This is a genomic window from Telluria sp. ZB4P37 (genome assembly GCF_059685855.1).
The window spans coordinates 18007-37442 of record NZ_JCASID010000021.1; the positions used below are offsets into that span (position 1 = coordinate 18007).

Here is a 19436-nt window from a genome sequence, read left to right on the forward strand (position 1 = left end):
CAGGGGCTTGCGCAGATGAAAATCGCTGGCTATAATCATGCCTCTCTTGGCCTGGTAGCTCAGTTGGTAGAGCAGAGGATTGAAAATCCTTGTGTCGGTGGTTCGATTCCGCCCCGGGCCACCAAGAACATCGTTCACGCAACGCCCACTCATGCAAGTGGGCGTTGCCGTTTCTGGACTTCACAGTCCTTGTGTCCGGTCTATTTCCGGACGTCCGGTGTTTGTGCCAAGGATCGTGTGTCGGCGAACATGACGAATTACTTAAGTGAAAACGAGACCATCATCTCGCGTGATCAAACTCATCGGATCACGTGAAGCTTGCCGGGCTCGCATCGAACGTCTTCTTGTGGGCATCCATGCAGAAGTAGTAAGTCCGCTTACGATAGACGGAAGATGAGGCGGCCCCCTTGTCCACCTCCATTTCGCACACCGGACAGATCCGATGCTGTTCGGTGGAGAGGCGGCGCTTGGCGTAGGCCATGTTCGAAGAAGGGTCCAACCACCCCTGCCCTTGATATTCCAGCGTATTGGCGGTGTTTTTCGCCACTGTGCGACCGAAATACCGTTCCACCACGCGCAGCGTCAGGTCGATGCCGGAGGAAAGCCCGCCGGAGCTGGCAAGGTTGCCAGCTTCGACAAAGCGCGCGCCACGCTTGAGCGAAACGTTGGGGAATTCCATCGCAAATTCGTTGTAAGCGGAGTGATGGGTGGTGGCCGGCTTGCCCGTCAACAGCCCGGTCTTGGCGAGCAGGAAAGCACCGGTGCAGACCGACATCGTCAAGTCCGCGGTGCGCGCCGTCTCCCTCACCCAGGCCAACACCGCCTCGTTGCGCGCGCTTTGCGCCGGGATGACGATGACTTTAGGCGCAGGCGCATTGGCAAACGTGTAGTTCGGGACGACGATCATTCCGCCACTGGCAGTGATCGGAGCCGCAGTTGCGGCAACCGTGTATAGCTGGAACACCGGGTCCGCTGCGCGTCCAGGCACGCTGACGTTGCTAAATACTTCCCAAGGTCCTGCAAAGTCAATCACCACCGCGTTGTCGGATAGCAGAAAGGCCACCGGGATGCTGCCTTCTGCGGGCGGTTGCAGCCGATTGGGCGCGGCAGGAGCGGGCTGCGGCTTCGCTTGTCCCGAAGCGGGGAGCGTCGCCGTCAACCCCATCGCGGTAGAGAAGCGAAAGAGGTCACGTCTGTTCATGAGGTCTTTTCAAGGGAAATGCCACGTCAGTGGCGGAGCATGTAGTGTCCCACCGCGTCGGCGGCTGCACGAGGCGCCTTGCTGCATGCTGGCGTGGTTTCGCTGCAAACCTTCGCCCGGAACCGGATTTCCCTTCTATGATGGCCACCATGACAAAAAACTCTTACGTGGCAGGCGCCTGGCTGGCCCTGGCCTTGTTCGATGCCACCCAGACCGTGGTGTCGATGCGGGCCATGGGCATGGATCACGCCTGGTGGACGCTGTTCTTCGTGGCGATGGCTTCCTGGGCGCCCTGGGCGCTGCTCACACCCGTCGCGCTGACATTGCTGCAGCGCTTCCCCCTGCCATCGAAAACGGCTGCGCCGTGGCTCGTGCATATTGCTGCGTGCCTCGGCTTCGGCCTTGCATGGGCCACCTGGGCCGCATTGCTTGAACACACGACCAATCCCTTTGCCTATCCCAAAGGCTCCGATCCATTCTGGCCGCTGTGGAAGGCAAAATTCCTTGGCACGCTTGTTGGCGACGTGATCCTGTATGGTGCGATCGCGACGCTCAGCGTCGCTTTCGACACGCGCCACCGACTCCTGCAGCAGCAAGCGGCGAGCGCACGCCTGTCGGAGTTGCTGGCCCAGGCTCAGTTATCAGCACTGCGCTTGCAACTTGAGCCGCATTTCATCTTCAATGCCTTGAACGCAGTCACGGGCCTGATCCGCCAAGAGAAGCACAGCGAAGCGATCACCATGATTGCAGGGCTGGGCCACCTGATGCGGCGCGTGACTGACCGTTCGGAACGCCAGTACGTGACGCTGGACGACGAAGCCGATTTCCTGCGCAAGTACCTGGATATACAGCAGATGCGCTTTGCCGAGCGGCTGCGCATCCAGATCGACTTGCCTGCCGCGCTGATGCAAGCCCATGTACCGGACTTCATCCTCCAGCCGCTGGTTGAAAACGCCATCAAGCATGGCATCGCCAAACGAGCCAAGGGCGGAGTGCTGAGCGTTACTGCGGCACGCAGCGGCGATACGCTGACGCTGGGCGTCCTAAACGACGGCCAATTGTTGCCGAAAAAAATTGTAGAAGGCGTAGGTATCTCCAATACGCGCCAACGCTTGCAGGCGCTGTATGGAGGTGCATCATCGTTGACGCTGCAAAATACTGCCAGCGGCGTGCTGGCCACGATTACCCTTCCCTATCGCGCAAACTAATGAAACGCCTTTTGCGCGTCCTGATTATCGATGACGAACCGCTCGCTCGCAGCAACCTTGCCGTGCTGCTGGCGCGCGATCCGACCATCACCTTGGTGGGCCAGTGCGGCTCCGCCGAAGAAGCGCTGACCGCGCTCGCCACATCCAAACCGGAACTGGTTTTCCTCGACGTGGAAATGCCCGAATGCGACGGTTTCGAACTACTTGACCGTATCGGCCCGGCGCCCGCTTTCGCGATTGTCTTCGTCACCGCCCACCATCAGTTCGCCGCGCGCGCATTTGAAGTCGGCGCGCTGGACTACCTACTGAAGCCCTTCGATGATCAGCGCTTCAAGCGCGTGCTTGAACGCGTGAAGGAGCGCCTGAGCGTACCCAGTGAAACGCAACGCTTTATCGTCAAGAACGGCAACACGCTGGAGGCGGTGAAATATGTAGAGATCGACTGGATCGAAGCCAGTGACTACTACTCAACGCTGCACGCCTGCGGCCGCAAGCATATGTTGCGGCGCAGTCTGGCAGACCTGGATGCCCTTCTGGCAGTCCATGGCTTCTACCGCATCCATCGCTCCGCGATCGTCAACCTCAACCGCATCCGCGCGTTGGAAATCCGCGAAGATGGCGAATATGAAGTTGTGTTGGAAACCGGCCAACGCCTGCGCATGAGCCGACGCTACCGCAAGACTGTGCTGGAGCGCCTGACGCCGGGCTAACGACACCCTCCCGCGAACCCTGCCCGACGGCAAAGGCAGAAAATTATGTGCAGCGCGGGCTTAATAGCACCTGCAAGGAGTGACGACCTTCCTGGCTAACGCCCGCACGCGCCTCCGGCCGAGCACGAAAAGCCCTGCGGCCGACAACGCGTACGACGCCGGTTCCGGTACGGCACTCATGACCTGTACGGAAAAGCTGGTTGCCTTGCCACTCATCGCCCAGAAGCCGGGCGCATCAGGATTGGAAGGGTATGCATTGATCCCGAAAAGGTCACTGGTGATGCCGCCAACGTTGCGCATGGTCAGCGCGCCGCCGGGGCCAAGCGTGCCTGTCGGCGCATATCCGATTTGCGAGAAGTACAGATTGGCCAGTTCGACCTCATGACGATACGCATCTCCCGTATCGAACGGCGTATAGACGTTTGCCGATGTCTCTCCGCTGCCGGTGTAGTGGTAGGTCATGCTCCCGATCCTGAACTCGACGGCTACCTGGCTGCTCCGGTCCGTTACCTATTCACCACGGCCGGGTAAGTCCGCGACGGGATCAAAGGTCGAACGCACGGTGAAGCCCTTGCGCGCACGACCCGGCAGCAGTCGGACAGCCCGCATGGAAGCGGTCGTGCTATGAACCTTTTCGAAGACAGCCGAAACGGCGACTCAGACTCAGTGAACTATGCATGGGATCGTTAGAGATGTCGTTAGCGCAGGCGATCTGCCGACCAGACAATCGGCGAGGCGATCACCCCTCATTCTTTCTTTTCCCTGAATTCACCATCGATTACCGTGTCGTCAGTGCTTTTGGAAGGGTTTTGGCCAGTGAATTTGAAAACAGACGATAGCATTCGATCGAAAATAGCTCGCCTCAACCAAGGGTATGTGAGAAGAAAAGCCGTAGCGAAACCTGTGAACAAGTAAAGCAAAGCGCCACCTTCGGGTTAATGCCAAAGTGACCGGCATTAACCTTCGGGTGGCGTTTTTGTTTCAAGACGGACTTCCCTCGCTCCCGTTCGGTCCGGTAAAGAGGCGTGCTATCATTTCGGCAAGATTTCTCACGGATAATGAACGTTTCCTGTCGATCTTTCCCGTTCGCGTAAGGAAGTCTTCGAAGCCCCTGAGTACCGCACAACGCCAAACCAGGGCTGTCGTATTTTAGTTTCCGCACAAATTCTTCGTTGCGATAAATCACCATTATCGGTGGCCTTCCCATCTTTACAAACTGGCGCACCGTCATGACAGAAAACGTGCCGCCATTGGGGTGAATCAGTTCGTGCCCGGACCCGCCACCCGCGTCATGACGAATTCCGCACGTGGCTTCGCATGCCGTTCCAGACGATAGCTCAGTACCTTCCCGTTTTCGCTGAGGCTGAGGGTCCAGACATTGGTCTCGGCGCCGGGAACCATCCTGGCGGTTTGGGCATCGGCGAGGAAGGATTGCGCGCGCGCCGTACCGCCCTCTTTCGCGAGTCCGCCGTACATGGTGACCGCATCGGGGCTGCCGTCCGCGTGGCGGTGATCGTGCCGCAACTCCAGGCCGGCAGCTGGACGGGTGACGATCCAGGTGCGCGAACGGTCTTCGCCGACCAGCACCGGTATGCGCACGCCGGCCGGTGTGCACACGACTTCGGTCGAAATCTTCTTGCCGCGGAATTCACTGTTCGGGTCGATCGCATAGGCCAAGCCGCCTTCAAAGCGTTGGCCGCACATGCCCTGCAGCGTAGCCATGAACCGGTCGCGCGAGTCGGTAGAGCCGGGCGTGGCGCAGCCGGCAAGCAGGAGCATACCGACGAGGGCAGTTGAAATGGATTTCATGTTTCCCGAAATTTAGTAGCTGAACAACGAGAATAGCACGCGTGCCTGGTGTCCCGACGATCCTGTTCAAGCATCCACTACTGGTTCGTCAGTCCGCGCTTGACACTGTTTTGAACCGCATAATGCGCCATAAAAGCGGTTCACAACTGGACATATCGTTTATAACCTCTTAAATTCTAATACAACAGCGGTACAAACCCACCCCCAAGGAGCTCAAGATGAAGAAACTGGTACTCGGCGCCGTCATGGCACTCTCGCTTTCCGCCGCACAGGCTGCCGACATCGTCGACACCGCCAAGTCGGCCGGCAGCTTCACTACCCTGGTCGCGGCTGTCCAGGCGGCGGGCCTGGTCGACACGCTCAAGGGTCCGGGCCCATTCACCGTGTTCGCACCGACCGACGCAGCCTTCGCCAAGATCCCGAAAGCCAAGCTGGATGCGCTGCTGAAGGACAAGGCGGCACTGACCAAGATCCTGACCTACCACGTGGTGCCGGGCAAGGTGATGGCTGCCAGCGTCAAGCCGGGCACGGTCGCGACGGTCGAGGGCAGCAGCCTGATGGTGAGCGTCAAGGGCAAGAACGTGATGGTCGACAAGGCCAAGGTCGTCAAGACCGACGTGGAAGCCGACAACGGCGTCATCCACGTGATCGACTCGGTGATCATGCCGAAATAAGCCCCAGCAGCTTGCAAATGCATAACGCCACCCTTGGGTGGCGTTATCTTTTTGAGCAAGGAAGCAAGGTTTACCAGAAAATCACACGCTCCTGCGGCGCCAAGTACATCTTGTCGCCCGGCTTGACCTCGAAGGCTTCATAGAAACCCGGATGGTTGCGCAGGCTGCCGTTGACGCGGAATTCCGCCGGCGAGTTCGGGTCCGACTTGACCTGGGCGACCAGTGCCGCGTCGCGCGCCTTGCCCTTGCGGGCCTGCGACAGGCCCATGAACAGGCGCTGCTCGGCAGTAAAGCCGTCGATCACGGGGCCAGGCTTGCCCTTCAGGTAGATCTTGTAGGCGCGGTTGGCCATGATGGCGCCGGCGTTGTCGGCAATGTTCTCACCCAGGGTCAGCTCGCCGTTCACGGTGTAGCCCGGCAGCGGGCTGTAGGCGCCGTACTGCGCCACCAGCACCTTGCCGCGCGCGGCGAACTGCTCGGCATCCTGCTTGGTCCACCAGTTGCGCAGATTGCCATCACCGTCGAACTGCGACCCCTGGTCGTCGAAGGCATGGCTGATCTCGTGGCCGATCGAGATGCCGACCGCGCCGTAGTTCACGGCCGGTTCGGCATTCGCGTCGTACAGCGGGTATTGCAGGCGCGCCGCCGGGAACACGACTTCGTTGAGCTCCGGGCTGTAATAGGCATTCACGGTCTGCGGTGACATGCTCCACACGCTGCGGTCCACTGGTTTACCCAGGCGGCTGACGTTGTACTCGTGGCCGAATTCGCGCGAACGCAGTACGTTGCCGACCAGGTCGCCGCGCACGATCTTCAGCTTGGCGTAATCGCGCCACTTGTCGGGGTAGCCGATCTTGACCTTGATCTTCGAAAGCTTCACCTGCGCCTGCTTCTTGGTTTCCGGCGTCATCCAGTCGAGCAGCTCGATGCCTTCGCCGAAGGCGGTGATGAAGTTCTTCGCCATCTCCTCGACCTGCTGCTTGCGCTCGGCCGGGAAGTGCTGGGCCACATAGGCCTTGCCGACCACTTCGCTGAGATTGCGGTTGATCTCGGCAATGGCGCGCTTGTCCAGCGGGCGGTTCACCTTGGCACCGGAGAGCACGGTGCCGCGGAACGCGAAGCTCTCGTCCACGAAGGCCTGCGACAGGTAGGGCGCATAGGCGCTGAGCAGGCGGAACTCGAAATACGGCTTCCACACGGTAAGGGGCGTGGCGGCGATCAGCTTGTCGAGCGCTGCTAGGTACGAAGGCTGGCTGACGATGACGGAATCGACCTTGCCGGCGCCGGTGCCCGCCAGGTAAGCCTTCCAGTCGAAGGACGGCGTGAGGCTGCGCATCTGCGCCAGCGTGAATTTGTTGTAGCCCTTGACCGGGTCGCGGTTCTCGACCTTGCTCCACTGGACGCGCGCAATCTCGGTCTCGAGCGCGACGATCTGCTGCGCCTCGGCGGCGGCATCGGCATGGCCAGCCAGCGCCAGCATCTTCTCGACATGCAGCAGGTATTTGGCGCGGATATCCTTCAGGCGGGCGTCGTCGAGCGACAGGTAATAGTCGCGGTCAGGCAGGCCCAGGCCGGACTGGTTGATGTCGACGATGTAGCGGGTCGGATCCTTGTTGTCCTGGTGGACGTACATGTCCACCGGCGCGCCGGCGCCGATCCGGGTGAAGCGCGCCATCAGCGCGGCCAGTGCACGCTTGTCCTTGACCGCCGCGATGCGCGCCAGTTCGCCTTTCAAGGGCGCCAGTCCCAGTTCATTTCGGCGCTGCTCGTCCACGAAGCTGGTGTAGAAGTCGCCCATCTTCTGCGCGTCGGAACCCGCCGGCGCGTTCTTCGCTGCGACGGCTTGCTCGACGATGGTGCGGATCTGCTGCTCGACCCGGTCCTGGGCGATGTTGAAAGCGCCCCAGCTCGAACGGTCCGACGGGATGTCCACATCCTTGAGCCATGTGCCCTGGGTGTGGCGGAAGAAGTCGTCCTGTGCACGCACGCCGCGGTCCATCGCGGCGACATCGATGCCGGATGCCGCGCCTGCGGCAGAGGCCGAGGGCGCCGGGCTTGCGGTCGCGGTGGCGTGCGCGCCATCATGCGTGCCTGCGTGGGCCGCGCACTGGGCTGCGAACAGGCCCGCTATCAAACTGGTGCACAAGCTGCGCTTCATGTCTCTCTCCGTATTGTTGGGAACCGGTCGATGCTAATCGAACTGGAGGAGCTATGCCAAGTGCATTTTCATATGCAAGTTGCGCCACAAGCCCCGTCAATACAGGCGCTATGCAAAATCGATGCTCCGTCCGGCCATGGCACCGGGCACAAGAAAAACGCCACCCGAAGGTGGCGCCGGTGCAGGTGGCAGATGCGGTGCTTACTTCGCGCGCACCACCTGCAGCCTGGCCTTCTTGCCCTTGCGGTAGGTGTACAGCGTCATCGCGGCATCGCGCAGGTCGCCCTTCGGATCAAAAGCGATGGTGCCGGTCACACCCTCGTGCTTGATACCAGCCAGCACCGGCAGGAATTTTGCCGGATCGGTCGATTGCGCCTTCTGCATGGCGGCGGCGAAGACCATCACCGCATCGTAGGCATACGGTGCGTAGGTTTCCACCGGCAGCTTGAAGCGCTCGCGGAAGCGTTCGGTGAAAGCGGTGTAGCCGGCTTCCTGCGCGCCCGTGACGCCGCCCGCGACCACGCAGAACACCTTGTCGTCGCCGAGCGCGTCACCCGCCAGCAGCGGCAGCTTTTCCGAGCACACCCCGTCGCCCGCGACGAACCTGGCCTGCAGCCCCAGCGTCTTCATCTGCTTGAGCATGGGACCGGCCACTGCGTCCATGCCGCCATAGAAGATCACGTCCGGCTTGTGGGCGCGGATTTGCGTCAGGATGGCGTTGAAGTCGGTGGCCTTGTCATTGGTGAACTGGCGGCTGACGACGGTTGCGGTGCCCAGGCGCCGCACTTCCTTCGCGAACTGGTCGGCCAGGCCCTGGCCGAAGGCCGTGCGGTCGTCGATCACGGCGATCTTTCTGGCCTTGAGCGTATTGATGGAGTAAGCCGCCAGCGTGCGGCCGATCAGGTTGTCGTTGGCCACGACCCGGAAGGCGGTCTTGTAGCCCTGCTGGGTGTACAGCGGCGTCGTCGCGGCCGGCGAAATCTGGGGAATGCCGGCGCTGGCGTAGATCTTCGATGCCGGCACCGTGGTGCCTGAATTGAGGTGCCCGACCACGCCCGCGACGTGCGCATCGACCAGCTTCTGGGCGACCGCCGTGCCGGTCTTCGGGTCGGCTGCATCGTCTTCGGCCTGCAGCACCCACTTGAGCTTGCGCCCGCCGATCGCCACGCCTTTCGCATTGAGCTCGTCGATGGCCATGCGGGCGCCGTATTCGATGTCCTTGCCCTGGTGGGCGCCGGGACCGGAGAGCGGCGAGGCGGTGCCGATCTTCACCTCGGTTTGGGCATGCGCGCTTGCAGCGGCAAGCGCGAGGACGAGGGAAGGAATCACGACAGACGAACGCATTGGCAGCCTTTTATCGTTTTATCGAATGGATGCGTTCGATTGTACTGCCGCCCCGGACTTCGCTTGATTTCCGCACGCCCGGCACTAGGCTGAAGATATCGGCGCGAAGCGCCACGGCCGCCGGCCTGGTGCTTCACGCCGACTCATCGAGGAGATGTCATGACTATCCAGGAAAACAAACGCCTCGTCATGGAAGCGTATGAGCTGTTCAAGAAAGGCGATATTCCCGCCCTGCTGGAGCGTTATCGCGACGACGCCGAATGGATCGGGCCCGATTCGGACATCGTGCCCTTCTCCGGCAACTACCATGGCAAGGCCGGCATCGCGCAATTCTTCCGCAAGCTTGGCGAGACCTCGCAGGCCACCCGCTTCGAGGTCAAGGATTGCATCGCCGAGGGCGACAAGGTGGTCGTCATCGGGGAGGCAAGCTGGCTGGTCAAGGCGACCGGGCGCAGCTACGACGTGCCATGGACGCATGTCATCACGCTGCATGACGGCAAGGTGGCCAGCTTCGAAACCATCTATGACAACACGACGGCGGAAAGGGCCTTCGGCGGCGACACGGGCGCCCAGCCGGTGTCTGGCGAGCAGGCGACGCAGCGTCCCCACTGAACCGCGCACCGACCGTACCAGGTCGGGCGGGGCGTTTTGCCCTGCCCGGCCTGGTACTTTTCTGCTAGTGCAGCACGTCGGGCGGGCGCTTGACGATCACCGCCTCCAGGTATTCGGCCGGCACCACCAGCGAATCGTCGCCCGAGACATTGAAGCGATCGAGCAAGGCCAGGATCTCGCTCTGGAGCGCCTGTTGTCCGGCCGGATCGAGCGCGGCGAAGGCCTTGTGCACCGGCCCGTAGTAGTCGCGGAACACCTGCAGCCAGTGGGCGACCGAGCCATAGCGCATGTTGAACATCTTGCGCTCGGCGCGGATACTTGCCGCACTGTTGCCGAACAGCTGGCGGAGGTAGTCCTCCTGGCCCCAGCGTGGCGGCGGAGTCAATCCGGCGGGTGGCGGAACGAACTTGCCGACCGTCTTGAACAGGTTGCCGATGAAGCCGTCCGGGGTCCAGTTGGCGATACCGATGCGCCCGCCGGGGCGTACGACCCGCATCATCTCGCTGGCCGAACGAAGGTGGTCCGGCGCGAACATGATGCCGAAGGTCGAGAGCGCGACGTCGAAACTGCCGTCGTGGAAAGGCAGCGCTTCGGCGTCGGCCTCGTGGAAATCAACGGCCAGGCCCTCGGCCGCGGCCCGGGCACGGCCTTTTTCCAGCAGCGCGGGAACGTAGTCGGTCGAGGTCACATGGGCGAAACGGCGCGCCGCGGCCAGGGTCGCATTGCCGTTGCCCGCGGCGATGTCGATCACGCGCTCGCCGGAGCGGATGTCGACCGCCTCGGCGAGCGACTCGCCGACAATCTGCAGCGTGACGCCGATGATGGCGAAGTCGCCGCTGGCCCAGGTAGCCTGCTGGCGCTGCTTGATGGCTGCGAAGTCGGGGGTGGGAAGATTCGGCGCCTGCTCCGGCGCCGGGGTGGAGGGGGTGGGTTGGCTCATGACAGGTCTCCTCGATACGTTCCGGCAGTTGAAACCATGATTAGACCCCTGGATAACGGAAAAGATCGCCTGCCCGGCAGCGCCCTGCTCATGCATGCGCACGTTAGCGCGGCGTTGGTGCGCCGGGGTTCTGGAACCGGGGCTATACTCGGGCCTAGCCTGATCGACATGCTCCTGGCCCCTGTCACGGGGCTAGTTGCGGGCGATCGCGGGGCCATTGCGCCCATGCCGTTCCCAGCAGATTGCGCTTCATTGCGCATGCGTCACTGCGGAACGACCACACCAACAATTCACATACTGACAGGGGGTAGCATGCCAACAACCTGGATTCTTTCGGCCAATGCGGGCCGTGCACGATTCTTCTCCGAGTCCGATCCGGCCAAGCCGTTGCAGGAGATCGAAGACATGGTCAATTCGGGAGCGCAACTGCGCACCCAGGACACCGAAACCGATAAACTCGGCCCGACCGCTGCCTCGAGCAGCCGCCACAGCATCGGTGGTAATGAGGGCGCCGGCATGGCCCACAATGCCAAGGCCGGGGCGCCGAACAAGCTGTACCAGCCGGCGCAAACGCCTGCCCAGCACCAGGCCGAACTGTTCGCGAAGGACGTCTCGGACTACCTGCTGAAGGGCCAGCAGGACGGGCGCTACCAGCAGCTGATCATCGCCGCTTCGCCCGAGTTCCTGGGAACCTTGCGCCAGAACCTGGATCCGCAAGTGAAGGGGCTGATCAAGTCCGAGTTCAACAAGGACTATACCCACTCCAACGCGCAGCAACTGCGCGAGCAATTACACGCACAGGCGGCGAAGGCCGAGTAAGGCTGACACGCGTCGTCACCAGGCGCCACCCGGTCGGTTGGCGTTTTTTTTTGCCATCAGCAAATCCGCGGCCGGCTTGTCTCAGTGCGCCATGCTGTGCCGCTGGCGGGACGGCTCCGCGCAGACCTGGTTGCGCCCGCCCTCCTTCGCTTCGTACAGCATCGCGTCCGCGCGCAGGAACAATTCGTTCTCGCTCTTGTATTCTGGATAGGCCGCAACCCCGCCGCTGAAGGAAAAACGGCGGATGTCGCCGGCGCGCACTTCGAACGGGATGGCGCAGAAAGCCTGGCGCATCGCATCGAGCCTGGCCTGCCCCTGCTGCAGGGTGCAATCCCAGAACACGACCACGAATTCCTCGCCGCCGAAACGGCTGAGCAGGTCCGATTCGCCCACCTGCGGGGCCAGCGTCAGCGAGAGGCGCTTGATCACGATATCGCCGAAATAATGGCCCCAGGTATCGTTGATGGTCTTGAACTTGTCGATGTCGATGACGCCGTAGGCTAGCGGGCGATCTTCCAGCCCGGCGCGCCGGATCAGGTCCTGGGACTTCTTCTGCAGGCCAACCTTGTTGAGCAGGCCCGTCGCCCGGTCCTTGCCGATCAGGTCGCGGCCGATGCGGATCTTGCTGGCCCGGTTGACCAGCTGGGCCGCCAGCAAATCGGCATCCATCACCGGCACGATCGCATCGAAACCGCTGGCCAGCGCGCGCCGGGTCAGGGCCGGGTCCGGCTGGCGCTGCAGCAGGGCGATTTCGCGTACGGGGTCGGCTTCCATGTTCTTCTTGAGCACCCGCACCAGCGACTCGGTGCGCGCGTATTCGGCGTCGGTGATGAATACGATGTCAGGCTGCAGCTCCTTGACCCTCAGGTGCAGGGACTGGGCGTCGAGGTGCTGGGTCAGCTCGATGCGCTGATCCAGCAAGGCCGCCGGGTCCAGCCCGGCCAGCTCGCCGAGATAGATCAGCCGTACCAGGTCGCCGCGCTTTTGCTGGACGAACAGGTTGAACAGCTTGTCGACCAGCACGTCGTTGGCGATGGGTTTTTCCGCATAGGCCAGGCAATTGCTGTCCACCAGGCGCTGCTGGAGCAGGAAGCGGCTGCCCTGGCGCGCACTCTGCAGGTAGACATAGCTGTGCTCGCACGGCAGGCGCTGCAGCAGTTCGCCCAGCATCAGGGTCTTGCGGCTGTCCTGCATGTCCGCCTGCATATTGTGCAGCGCGTCCAGGTCGATCACGTACAGGCTGCTGCCCCCGTCCTGTTCGACTGCTGCGACAAAATCGCTGACTTCGCTGAAGAAGAGGATGTCGAAATCGTATTTATGCGCGCACAGCAGCAGCTCGGACTGGTTGTCCTTGATGAAAAAGTTTTGAGACAGGAACAGTACCTTGTTCTTATAGAGTGGCACGTCGCTCATCATGTTCTCGTCAGCGTCATCGTTGCGGTAAATACCAGCCTGCAACATCAACCATACACAAGAATTGCTGTCCCATGTGCAATTCTGAAGGGGCTGTTGCGAAAAACCCGGGTGCCGGCACAGCCCACCCGGTCGGGAGGGTGGCGGTCCGGCAGACCCTGCGCTTGCCGGGTCGAGACCGGGGTGCGACAATCCCCGTTCCCCTTCAGTCCACGATCACCATGAGCGCCCTGCCTGCCTGCCCGCTATGCCAGTCCACCTATACCTACGAGGACGGCTCGGACCAGTACGTCTGCCCCGAATGCGCCCATGAATGGCCGGTCGCCGGCGGCAGCACCCCGGCGGATGGCGACCGGGTCTACCGCGATGCGTCGGGCACCATCTTGCAGGACGGCGACACCGTGACCGTCATCAAGGACCTGAAACCGAAGGGGTCGGGCGGCGTCATCAAGCAGGGCACCAAGGTCAAGAACATCCGGCTGGTCGACAGCGACCACGACATCGACTGCAAGATCGAAGGCTTCGGCGCCATGAGCCTGAAAACGGAATTTGTCAGGAAAGTCTGATCTAGCTCAAGGCCGTAGCCGAAGAGCGCGCCAGCTTCGCCTGCCCTGTGGAACTGCCCTTCGCTGCATCGACTCCAATCCGGATGCCTGGCACGCAGTAGCGTGTGGGAGGAGCGATGAAAACAGCACAGTTCTTTACGGCGATCGGCGCCGTCGCGCTGGCCGCCGCGGCCACGGTGGCCGCGGTCTCGTCGGCGCAAGACGCACCCAGGCCGGCGCAGCCCGCCTTCGATCCCTTGTTCGCCGGCGGCGCAAACTGCACGCCGGCGCGCGGCGGCCGTCCGCCCCTGCTCGAGCGCCTGGTGCTGGCCCAGGCCGAAACGGCGCCGTTCAAGCCGGGCCAGCAAAAGCCGGCCGCAAGCGACAGCGCCATGCCGCCGCTGTACGACAACCTCGGCACCCTGCACGTCCCGATCACCACCAGCAACCCAAAAGCGCAGGCCTATTTCGACCAGGGCATGCGGCTGACCTTCGCCTTCAACCACGCCGAGGCCGCGCGCGCCTTCCGCGCCGCCCAGGGCATCGACCCCGGCTGCGCCATGTGCTACTGGGGCGAGGCGCTGGTGCTGGGGCCGAACATCAATGCGCCCATGTTCCCCACTGCGGCGGCGCCGGCCGCGGCGGCGGCGGCCAAGGCCGTTTCCCTGGCCGGCAAGGCCACGCCGCACGAGCAGGCCGTGATCCGCGCCTTGGCCAAGCGCTACCTGCCCGAGCCGCCGCAAGACCGCTCCCCGCTCGACCGGGCCTATGCCGATGCCATGGCCGACGCCGCACGCGCCTTCCCGACCCACGACACCATCCAGGTACTGTTTGCGGAATCGCTCATGGACCTGTCGCCCTGGGATTATTGGCAGGCCGGCGGCGCCCAGCCCAAGAACCGCAGCGCCGAGATGCTCGCCGCACTCGAGCGGGTGCTCGAGCGCAATCCCACCCATCCCGGCGCGGCCCACTATTACATCCACGCGATGGAAGCCTCCACCCATCCGGAACGGGCGCTGCCGGCGGCGAAGGTGCTGGCGCGGCAGATTCCCGGCGCGGGCCATATCGTCCACATGCCCTCGCATATCTATTACCGGCTGGGCATGTACCGCGACGCCCTGCAGTCCAACCTCGACGCCATTGCCATCGACGAGCAATACTTCAGCCGCTCGCCCAGCGACCCGGTCTACCGCGGCGCCTACTATCCCCATAACATCCACTTCGTCATGGTGTCGGCCCTGATGGGTGGCGACGGCCGCACGGCGCTCGAGGCGGCCGGCAAGCTGGACAAGGCCATTCCTGCCGACCTGCTCAAGGAATTCGCCAGCCTGCAGCCGGTTAAAGCGGCGCCCTATTTTTCGCACGTGCAGTTCAGTTCGCCCGAGGTGCTGGTGGCCCTTCCGGACCCGGGCCCCGATTTCGTGCTGGTCAAGGCCATGTGGCATTACGCCCGCGCCGTCGGGTTCGCGCGCAAGGGCATGCCGCTCGATAGCAGCCGCGAAGTCGCGGCCCTGGACCGGATCGAAAAAACCGCCGACTTCAAGCCGATCGCGGACTGGGGCATCCCGGCGCGCGAAATCGTGCAGACGGCCCGCGCCGTTGCGCGGGGCCGGCTGGCCGATGCGCGCGGCAACCTGCCAGGGGCCATCGCCGCTTACCGCGAAGCTATTGCCGTGCAAGACCAGATGCCCTATATGGAACCGCCCCATTGGTACTACCCGGTGCGCCAGTCGCTGGGGGCGGCGCTGCTGCGCTCCGGCCAGCTCGACGCCGCCGAGCAGGTGTTCCGCGATTCGCTGGCCCGCATCCCGAGCAATGGCTGGGCCTTGCGCGGCCTGATCGAGGTCTACCAGAAACGCGGCGACGCGCCCGCGCTGGCTGCGGCGCAAAAGCGCTTCGAGACGACCTGGCTGGGTGAACGGGGCGGGCCGCCGCTTGCGCGGCTGTAGCGCCTTGTTACAGGCCGGCGCTTTCCCGGCGCCGGTTCGGCTGCTATAGTGGGATCTGCCGCGCGGGTGTCCTTCAGCTGCCCGGCGATGAAAACGCTGACCTTCCGGTCGGCGTTTTTGCATTCTTGCCCAAGTTTATGTCCTGTCAATTCAGTTTTGTCATGCCGGCGCCCATGCGCCGCCGGTAAGCAATAGCATCGCATGACCGCGCCCTGCGCGACGAGGAACCATCTTGTACCCGACCATCCCGACCCTGGCTTGTACTTCCTTCGCCCGTCGGCACGGCGCGCTCGTGCTCGCACTCGTGGCGTCCTGGCCCGCCCAGGCCGTCGCCGCCCTGCCACCCGGCGACGGCGCAGCGAGCTTGACCGCCCTGATCAATGCCTACCGTACCGCGCCGGGCAGCTGCGACGGACGTGCCGCGGCCGCGGTGGATGCGCTCACGGCGCACCCGGCGCTGGCGCGCGTGCGCATCGGTCCGGCCACCTTCATCGAGACGGCCCTGGAACGTGCCGGCTATGACGCCGACCACGCCGAAACCATCAGCGTCACCGGCCCGCAACATGCGATGGATGCGATGAGCGTCATCCAGGAAAAATACTGCAAGACGCTGCTCAACCCGCGCTTTTCCGCGGTCGGCAGTTACCGCGACGGCAATGTGTGGACGGTCGTGCTCGCCCGCCCGTCACCACCGCTGCCCTCCAGCGTCTATCCGGACTGGCGCGATGCGGGCCAGGTGATCCTGGCCGGTGTCAACGCGGCGCGCGCCAGCGGCCGTACCTGCGGTAGCCAATCCTATCCGCCGGCGCCGCCAGTGCGCTGGGACCCGGAACTGGGCCAGGCCGCGCTGGCGCACAGCCGCGACATGGCGGCGCGCCGCTATTTCAGCCACAAGGCCAAGGATGGCAGCACCGCCGCCGAGCGTGCCCGCCGCGCCGGCTACCAGTGGCAGCGCGTGGGCGAGAACATCGCGTTCGGCCAGCGCACGCCCGAGGAAGCCATCACCGGCTGGCTCGACAGCCCGGGCCATTGCGCCAACATCATGAACCCGGGATTTACCGAGATGGGCGCGGCCTACGCCCTGGCCAATGGGCACCGCGCCGGCATCATCTACTGGACGCAAGTGTTCGGCCGCCGCGGCTGATGCCGGGACGAATCCGGGACGCCATTCGTGCCGTCTGCAATGGTCGCTTAAGATAGACTCACCTGGCAAGAAAGGCAGGCGCGGCCATCCGGGACGCGCTGCGCAACCAGTCGACTCCAGCTACCATGCCACCTCATCTCGGCCTTGTCTGCATCACCGCGTCGAAAGACGTCCGCTACCGCACTGTCACGCGCAAGCGCCTGCTCGAGCAATCCGACGAGGGACAGCGCCGCGTCCTGGAAGACATCTACCGCGACAATATCCAGACCTTCGACAAGGCGATGGCCTATTGCCTGGCCGAAGGCATCGGGCTGTACCGGATTCCCTCCTCGATCTTTCCCTTCGCCGATGAAGACATCGGGCGCGAGGTGCTGGCACCGTTTGCCGCCACCCTCGGGTGCTCGGGCCGGCGCGCGACCGAGCGGGGCATCCGGCTGGTGATGCACCCGGACCAGTTTGTCGTGCTCAGTTCGGATTCGGAAGGCGTGGTGGCGAACAGCATCAAGATCCTGCAGATGCACGCCGAGATCATGGACTTGCTCGAACAGCCGCGCTCACCGTGGGCCCTGCTCGAGGTGCATGGCGGCAAGGGCAACCGCGCCGACGCGCTGGTGGAGCGCATTGCCACCCTGCCCGACGGCATCCGCTGCCGCCTCGGCCTGGAAAACGACGAGTACGCCTACGGCGCTGAAGAGATCTACGCGATCTGCATGAGGAGCGGCGTGCCGATGGTGTTCGATGCCCACCACCACATCGTGCACGCCAAGCTGTCGAGCTACGAGGATCCCAGCGTCGGCGCCATGCTGCTCAAGGCGCGCGAGACCTGGGCCAATCCGGCCCACCAGCTGGTGCACATCTCGAACGGCCGCGAAGGCTTCAACGACCGCCAGCATGCCGACCTGATCTCGGTGATGCCCTCGTCCTACCACAGCGCGCCGTATATCGAGATCGAGGCCAAGCTCAAGGAAGAAGCGATCCGCGGGTTGCGCGCATGGTCGGTGACGGCGCCCGGCATCGTGGGCGTCGCGCCGCTCTAGGCCGGCGCGACGCGCTCCAGCCAGGGCAGCACGGCCGCCAGCAGCGCGTCCGGCGCCTCCAGCGGCAGCATGTGCCCGCTCTCTTCGATCACCACATAGTGCGCGCCCGGTATGCCGGCGTGCAGCTCTTCGGACTCTTCGCGGCTGCGCAGCCGGTCCTGCCCCGCCGCGATGACCAGTGTCGGGCAGCGGATCTCGTGCAGGCGGTCGAGGTCGCCCGCGCGCTCCAGGGCCGACTGGCGGCGGAACACCTCGCCGCCCAGGCGCACGCCCATCGCGCGCACGCGTTCGATCAACGCATCGTTCTCGCGCTCCTTCGGGTGCAGCGAGGTGGCGATCGCGGTGCGGCTCAGTCCCGAGAACGACACCGATTGGGCCGCGGTGCCGACCCTGCCGCGGCTTTGGCGCAGCGCCGGCGAATCAGGACGGGTCGAGGTGGCGACCAGCACCAGCGCCTGCACGCGGCCGGGCGCCATGCGGACGATCTCGCGGGCGACATAGCCGCCCATCGAAAATCCCATCAGGATGAAGTTGCAGGGAGCGTTGGCGAGCGCGCGGCTGGCCATCGCTTCGATGGTGGCATCGTGACGCAGGTCGGCGTGCACCAGCGGCCCGAACTTGTCGAGCCCCTTGGTGACGTCGTCCCAGAGCGTCTCGTCGAGCATATAGCCGGGAATGAGGAGGAGTGACATCGCGCCATGATAGCAAAGCGCCCGTATCGGGCGGCCTCGCGACCGGTCAGGTATTGCGCGACTGGGCCTGCGAGACGTTGCTGCCTGGCGGGACGCTCTGGGTCAGCCAGACGTTGCCGCCGATGGTCGAACCCGCACCCACAGTGATGCGCCCCAGGATGGTGGCGCCGGCATAGATGACCACGTCGTCCTCGACGATCGGGTGGCGCGGCGCGCCCTTGACCAGCGCGCCGTTGGCATCGACCGGGAAGCGTTTCGCGCCCAAGGTCACCGCCTGGTACAGGCGCACGCGCTCGCCGAGGATCGCGGTCTCGCCGATGACGACGCCGGTGCCGTGGTCGATAAAGAAGCTGCCGCCGATGGTCGCTGCCGGGTGGATGTCGATGCCGGTCAGCGAATGGCCGATGTCCGCGATCAGGCGCGCCAGGAAAGGCGCGCCAAGGCGGTGCAGGCAGTGCGCCAGGCGGTGATACAGGATTGCGATGGTGCCCGGATAGCACAGCATGATCTCGGCCACCGAGCTGGCGGCCGGGTCGCCGGCCAGGGCGGCCTGCACGTCCGACACCAGCAGCGCGCGGATCGCCGGCAGGCTGGCCGCGAACTCGTGCGTGATGGCGCGCGCCCGGTTGGCCAGCAGCGCCTCGTCGTCGTCTTCGAACTGGGGCGAAAAGCGCAGCGCACGCCGCACCTGTTCGACCAGCCGGTCGAGCGTCACGTTGAGGGTGTCGCCGACAAAATAATCGATGCTCTCGTCATTCAGGTCGGGCCGCCCGTAATGGGTCGGGAACAGCGCCGCCGAGACGCCGTTCACTACCTGCGTCAGGACTTCGCGCGAGGGGAGCTCGCGCACGCGTCCCTGGTGGCGGATGTTGTGGGTCGACTCGCGCGAGGTGCGCAGTGCGTCGATGATCGGGCCCAGGTGCCATTGCACGGAGCCGGTGGAGGGAGGGAAATCGCTGTTCATGTGCCGAGCCTACCCGATCCACCTGGGCACGGGAACGATTCAGATCACACTTAGATATATGTAAATCGTCATAAGGCATTCGCCGCCAGTTTGATCCAGTCGCTGGTCCCCGGTCCGCATTTTGCTCTACGTTAATCGTTTTGCGGAACATTCTGGCCTCGCAGCACGATCCTGGCCAACTGTTCATTCCCGGGCATCCACTGCCACGCCGGCATGC

18 protein-coding genes and 1 tRNA gene are annotated in these 19436 nt (G+C 63.8%); 10 read left to right on the top strand and 9 right to left on the bottom strand.

The window, feature by feature from the left end:
- Positions 1-48: 48 nt before the first annotated feature.
- Positions 49-124: transfer RNA gene (locus AC56K1_RS21710), tRNA-Phe, on the top strand.
- A gap of 183 nt (positions 125-307) precedes the next feature.
- Here AC56K1_RS21710 and AC56K1_RS21715 read toward each other — a convergent pair.
- Positions 308-1201: a DJ-1/PfpI family protein gene (locus AC56K1_RS21715; RefSeq protein WP_497159859.1), complete on the bottom strand. Its 894-nt coding sequence runs from the start codon at positions 1199-1201 to the stop codon at positions 308-310.
- A gap of 137 nt (positions 1202-1338) precedes the next feature.
- On the opposite strand from AC56K1_RS21715, the gene AC56K1_RS21720 reads away from it, so the two are divergent.
- A complete protein-coding gene (locus AC56K1_RS21720) occupies positions 1339-2409 on the top strand; it encodes a sensor histidine kinase (RefSeq protein ID WP_497159860.1) in 1071 nt (356 codons plus the stop codon).
- On the top strand, positions 2409-3119 hold the full coding sequence (locus AC56K1_RS21725; RefSeq protein WP_497159861.1) for a LytR/AlgR family response regulator transcription factor: 711 nt from the start codon (positions 2409-2411) through the stop codon (positions 3117-3119). Before AC56K1_RS21720 ends, AC56K1_RS21725 begins: the two co-directional genes overlap by 1 nt.
- A gap of 60 nt (positions 3120-3179) precedes the next feature.
- Here the strand turns inward: AC56K1_RS21725 and AC56K1_RS21730 are convergent, their stop codons facing one another.
- A complete protein-coding gene (locus AC56K1_RS21730; protein ID WP_497159862.1) occupies positions 3180-3581 on the bottom strand; it encodes a PEP-CTERM sorting domain-containing protein in 402 nt (133 codons plus the stop codon).
- Between the two features lie 798 nt (positions 3582-4379).
- On the bottom strand, positions 4380-4928 hold the full coding sequence (locus tag AC56K1_RS21735; RefSeq protein WP_497159863.1) for a hypothetical protein: 549 nt from the start codon (positions 4926-4928) through the stop codon (positions 4380-4382).
- Positions 4929-5146: 218 nt separating this feature from the next.
- Between AC56K1_RS21735 and AC56K1_RS21740 the strand changes: the two genes are divergently transcribed.
- Positions 5147-5602, top strand: a complete 456-nt coding sequence (locus AC56K1_RS21740) for a fasciclin domain-containing protein (RefSeq protein WP_497159864.1) — start codon at positions 5147-5149, stop codon at positions 5600-5602.
- A 70-nt stretch (positions 5603-5672) separates the two neighbouring features.
- Here the strand turns inward: AC56K1_RS21740 and AC56K1_RS21745 are convergent, their stop codons facing one another.
- Together AC56K1_RS21745 and AC56K1_RS21750 are read right to left on the bottom strand one after the other, a co-directional pair.
- Positions 5673-7760: a M13 family metallopeptidase gene (locus AC56K1_RS21745; protein WP_497159865.1), complete on the bottom strand. Its 2088-nt coding sequence runs from the start codon at positions 7758-7760 to the stop codon at positions 5673-5675.
- Positions 7761-7961: 201 nt separating this feature from the next.
- On the bottom strand, positions 7962-9104 hold the full coding sequence (locus AC56K1_RS21750) for a branched-chain amino acid ABC transporter substrate-binding protein (RefSeq protein WP_497159866.1): 1143 nt from the start codon (positions 9102-9104) through the stop codon (positions 7962-7964).
- Between the two features lie 159 nt (positions 9105-9263).
- On the opposite strand from AC56K1_RS21750, the gene AC56K1_RS21755 reads away from it, so the two are divergent.
- A complete protein-coding gene (locus tag AC56K1_RS21755; RefSeq protein ID WP_497159867.1) occupies positions 9264-9716 on the top strand; it encodes a nuclear transport factor 2 family protein in 453 nt (150 codons plus the stop codon).
- Positions 9717-9780: 64 nt separating this feature from the next.
- Here the strand turns inward: AC56K1_RS21755 and AC56K1_RS21760 are convergent, their stop codons facing one another.
- Entirely contained in the window at positions 9781-10656 is an 876-nt protein-coding gene (locus AC56K1_RS21760) for a class I SAM-dependent methyltransferase (protein ID WP_497159868.1), read from the bottom strand.
- Positions 10657-10968: 312 nt separating this feature from the next.
- On the opposite strand from AC56K1_RS21760, the gene AC56K1_RS21765 reads away from it, so the two are divergent.
- On the top strand, positions 10969-11475 hold the full coding sequence (locus AC56K1_RS21765) for a host attachment protein (RefSeq protein ID WP_497159869.1): 507 nt from the start codon (positions 10969-10971) through the stop codon (positions 11473-11475).
- An 81-nt stretch (positions 11476-11556) separates the two neighbouring features.
- Here the strand turns inward: AC56K1_RS21765 and AC56K1_RS21770 are convergent, their stop codons facing one another.
- Positions 11557-12888, bottom strand: coding sequence for a GGDEF domain-containing protein (locus AC56K1_RS21770; RefSeq protein ID WP_497159897.1), 1332 nt, complete (start codon positions 12886-12888; stop codon positions 11557-11559).
- Positions 12889-13109: 221 nt separating this feature from the next.
- Between AC56K1_RS21770 and AC56K1_RS21775 the strand changes: the two genes are divergently transcribed.
- From AC56K1_RS21775 to AC56K1_RS21790, 4 genes are all read left to right on the top strand, one after another.
- The gene (locus tag AC56K1_RS21775) at positions 13110-13454 is read left to right on the top strand and encodes a zinc ribbon domain-containing protein YjdM (RefSeq protein ID WP_497159870.1); all 345 of its coding nucleotides are present in this window, start codon (positions 13110-13112) and stop codon (positions 13452-13454) included.
- A 116-nt stretch (positions 13455-13570) separates the two neighbouring features.
- On the top strand, positions 13571-15382 hold the full coding sequence (locus AC56K1_RS21780) for a tetratricopeptide repeat protein (protein WP_497159871.1): 1812 nt from the start codon (positions 13571-13573) through the stop codon (positions 15380-15382).
- A gap of 232 nt (positions 15383-15614) precedes the next feature.
- Positions 15615-16526 carry a CAP domain-containing protein gene (locus AC56K1_RS21785; protein ID WP_497159872.1) on the top strand — a complete coding sequence of 304 codons (912 nt, stop codon included), beginning with the start codon at positions 15615-15617 and terminating at the stop codon, positions 16524-16526.
- A 125-nt stretch (positions 16527-16651) separates the two neighbouring features.
- Entirely contained in the window at positions 16652-17563 is a 912-nt protein-coding gene (locus AC56K1_RS21790; RefSeq protein WP_497159873.1) for an apurinic/apyrimidinic endonuclease family protein, read from the top strand.
- On the opposite strand, the gene AC56K1_RS21795 is transcribed toward AC56K1_RS21790, so the two are convergent.
- Both AC56K1_RS21795 and epsC read right to left on the bottom strand, forming a co-directional pair.
- Positions 17560-18255 (bottom strand): alpha/beta fold hydrolase, encoded by a 696-nt coding sequence (locus AC56K1_RS21795; protein WP_497159874.1) that lies wholly within the window; start codon positions 18253-18255, stop codon positions 17560-17562. The two genes, AC56K1_RS21790 and AC56K1_RS21795, sit on opposite strands and share 4 nt — an antisense overlap.
- 46 nt (positions 18256-18301) lie before the next feature.
- Positions 18302-19219: a serine O-acetyltransferase EpsC gene (gene epsC / locus AC56K1_RS21800; protein ID WP_497159875.1), complete on the bottom strand. Its 918-nt coding sequence runs from the start codon at positions 19217-19219 to the stop codon at positions 18302-18304.
- Between the last annotated feature and the right edge of the window lie 217 nt (positions 19220-19436).

What these genes read in the sequence shown, in the direction of transcription:
- AC56K1_RS21715 (WP_497159859.1), bottom strand. Translation starts at nt 1,201, where the DNA reads ATGAACAGACGTGACCTCTTTCGCTTCTCTACCGCGATGGGGTTGACG.
- AC56K1_RS21720 (WP_497159860.1), top strand. Translation starts at nt 1,339, where the DNA reads ATGATGGCCACCATGACAAAAAACTCTTACGTGGCAGGCGCCTGGCTG.
- AC56K1_RS21725 (WP_497159861.1), top strand. Translation starts at nt 2,409, where the DNA reads ATGAAACGCCTTTTGCGCGTCCTGATTATCGATGACGAACCGCTCGCT.
- AC56K1_RS21730 (WP_497159862.1), bottom strand. Translation starts at nt 3,581, where the DNA reads ATGACCTACCACTACACCGGCAGCGGAGAGACATCGGCAAACGTCTAT.
- AC56K1_RS21735 (WP_497159863.1), bottom strand. Translation starts at nt 4,928, where the DNA reads ATGAAATCCATTTCAACTGCCCTCGTCGGTATGCTCCTGCTTGCCGGC.
- AC56K1_RS21740 (WP_497159864.1), top strand. Translation starts at nt 5,147, where the DNA reads ATGAAGAAACTGGTACTCGGCGCCGTCATGGCACTCTCGCTTTCCGCC.
- AC56K1_RS21745 (WP_497159865.1), bottom strand. Translation starts at nt 7,760, where the DNA reads ATGAAGCGCAGCTTGTGCACCAGTTTGATAGCGGGCCTGTTCGCAGCC.
- AC56K1_RS21750 (WP_497159866.1), bottom strand. Translation starts at nt 9,104, where the DNA reads ATGCGTTCGTCTGTCGTGATTCCTTCCCTCGTCCTCGCGCTTGCCGCT.
- AC56K1_RS21755 (WP_497159867.1), top strand. Translation starts at nt 9,264, where the DNA reads ATGACTATCCAGGAAAACAAACGCCTCGTCATGGAAGCGTATGAGCTG.
- AC56K1_RS21760 (WP_497159868.1), bottom strand. Translation starts at nt 10,656, where the DNA reads ATGAGCCAACCCACCCCCTCCACCCCGGCGCCGGAGCAGGCGCCGAAT.
- AC56K1_RS21765 (WP_497159869.1), top strand. Translation starts at nt 10,969, where the DNA reads ATGCCAACAACCTGGATTCTTTCGGCCAATGCGGGCCGTGCACGATTC.
- AC56K1_RS21770 (WP_497159897.1), bottom strand. Translation starts at nt 12,888, where the DNA reads ATGAGCGACGTGCCACTCTATAAGAACAAGGTACTGTTCCTGTCTCAA.
- AC56K1_RS21775 (WP_497159870.1), top strand. Translation starts at nt 13,110, where the DNA reads ATGAGCGCCCTGCCTGCCTGCCCGCTATGCCAGTCCACCTATACCTAC.
- AC56K1_RS21780 (WP_497159871.1), top strand. Translation starts at nt 13,571, where the DNA reads ATGAAAACAGCACAGTTCTTTACGGCGATCGGCGCCGTCGCGCTGGCC.
- AC56K1_RS21790 (WP_497159873.1), top strand. Translation starts at nt 16,652, where the DNA reads ATGCCACCTCATCTCGGCCTTGTCTGCATCACCGCGTCGAAAGACGTC.
- AC56K1_RS21795 (WP_497159874.1), bottom strand. Translation starts at nt 18,255, where the DNA reads ATGTCACTCCTCCTCATTCCCGGCTATATGCTCGACGAGACGCTCTGG.
- epsC (WP_497159875.1), bottom strand. Translation starts at nt 19,219, where the DNA reads ATGAACAGCGATTTCCCTCCCTCCACCGGCTCCGTGCAATGGCACCTG.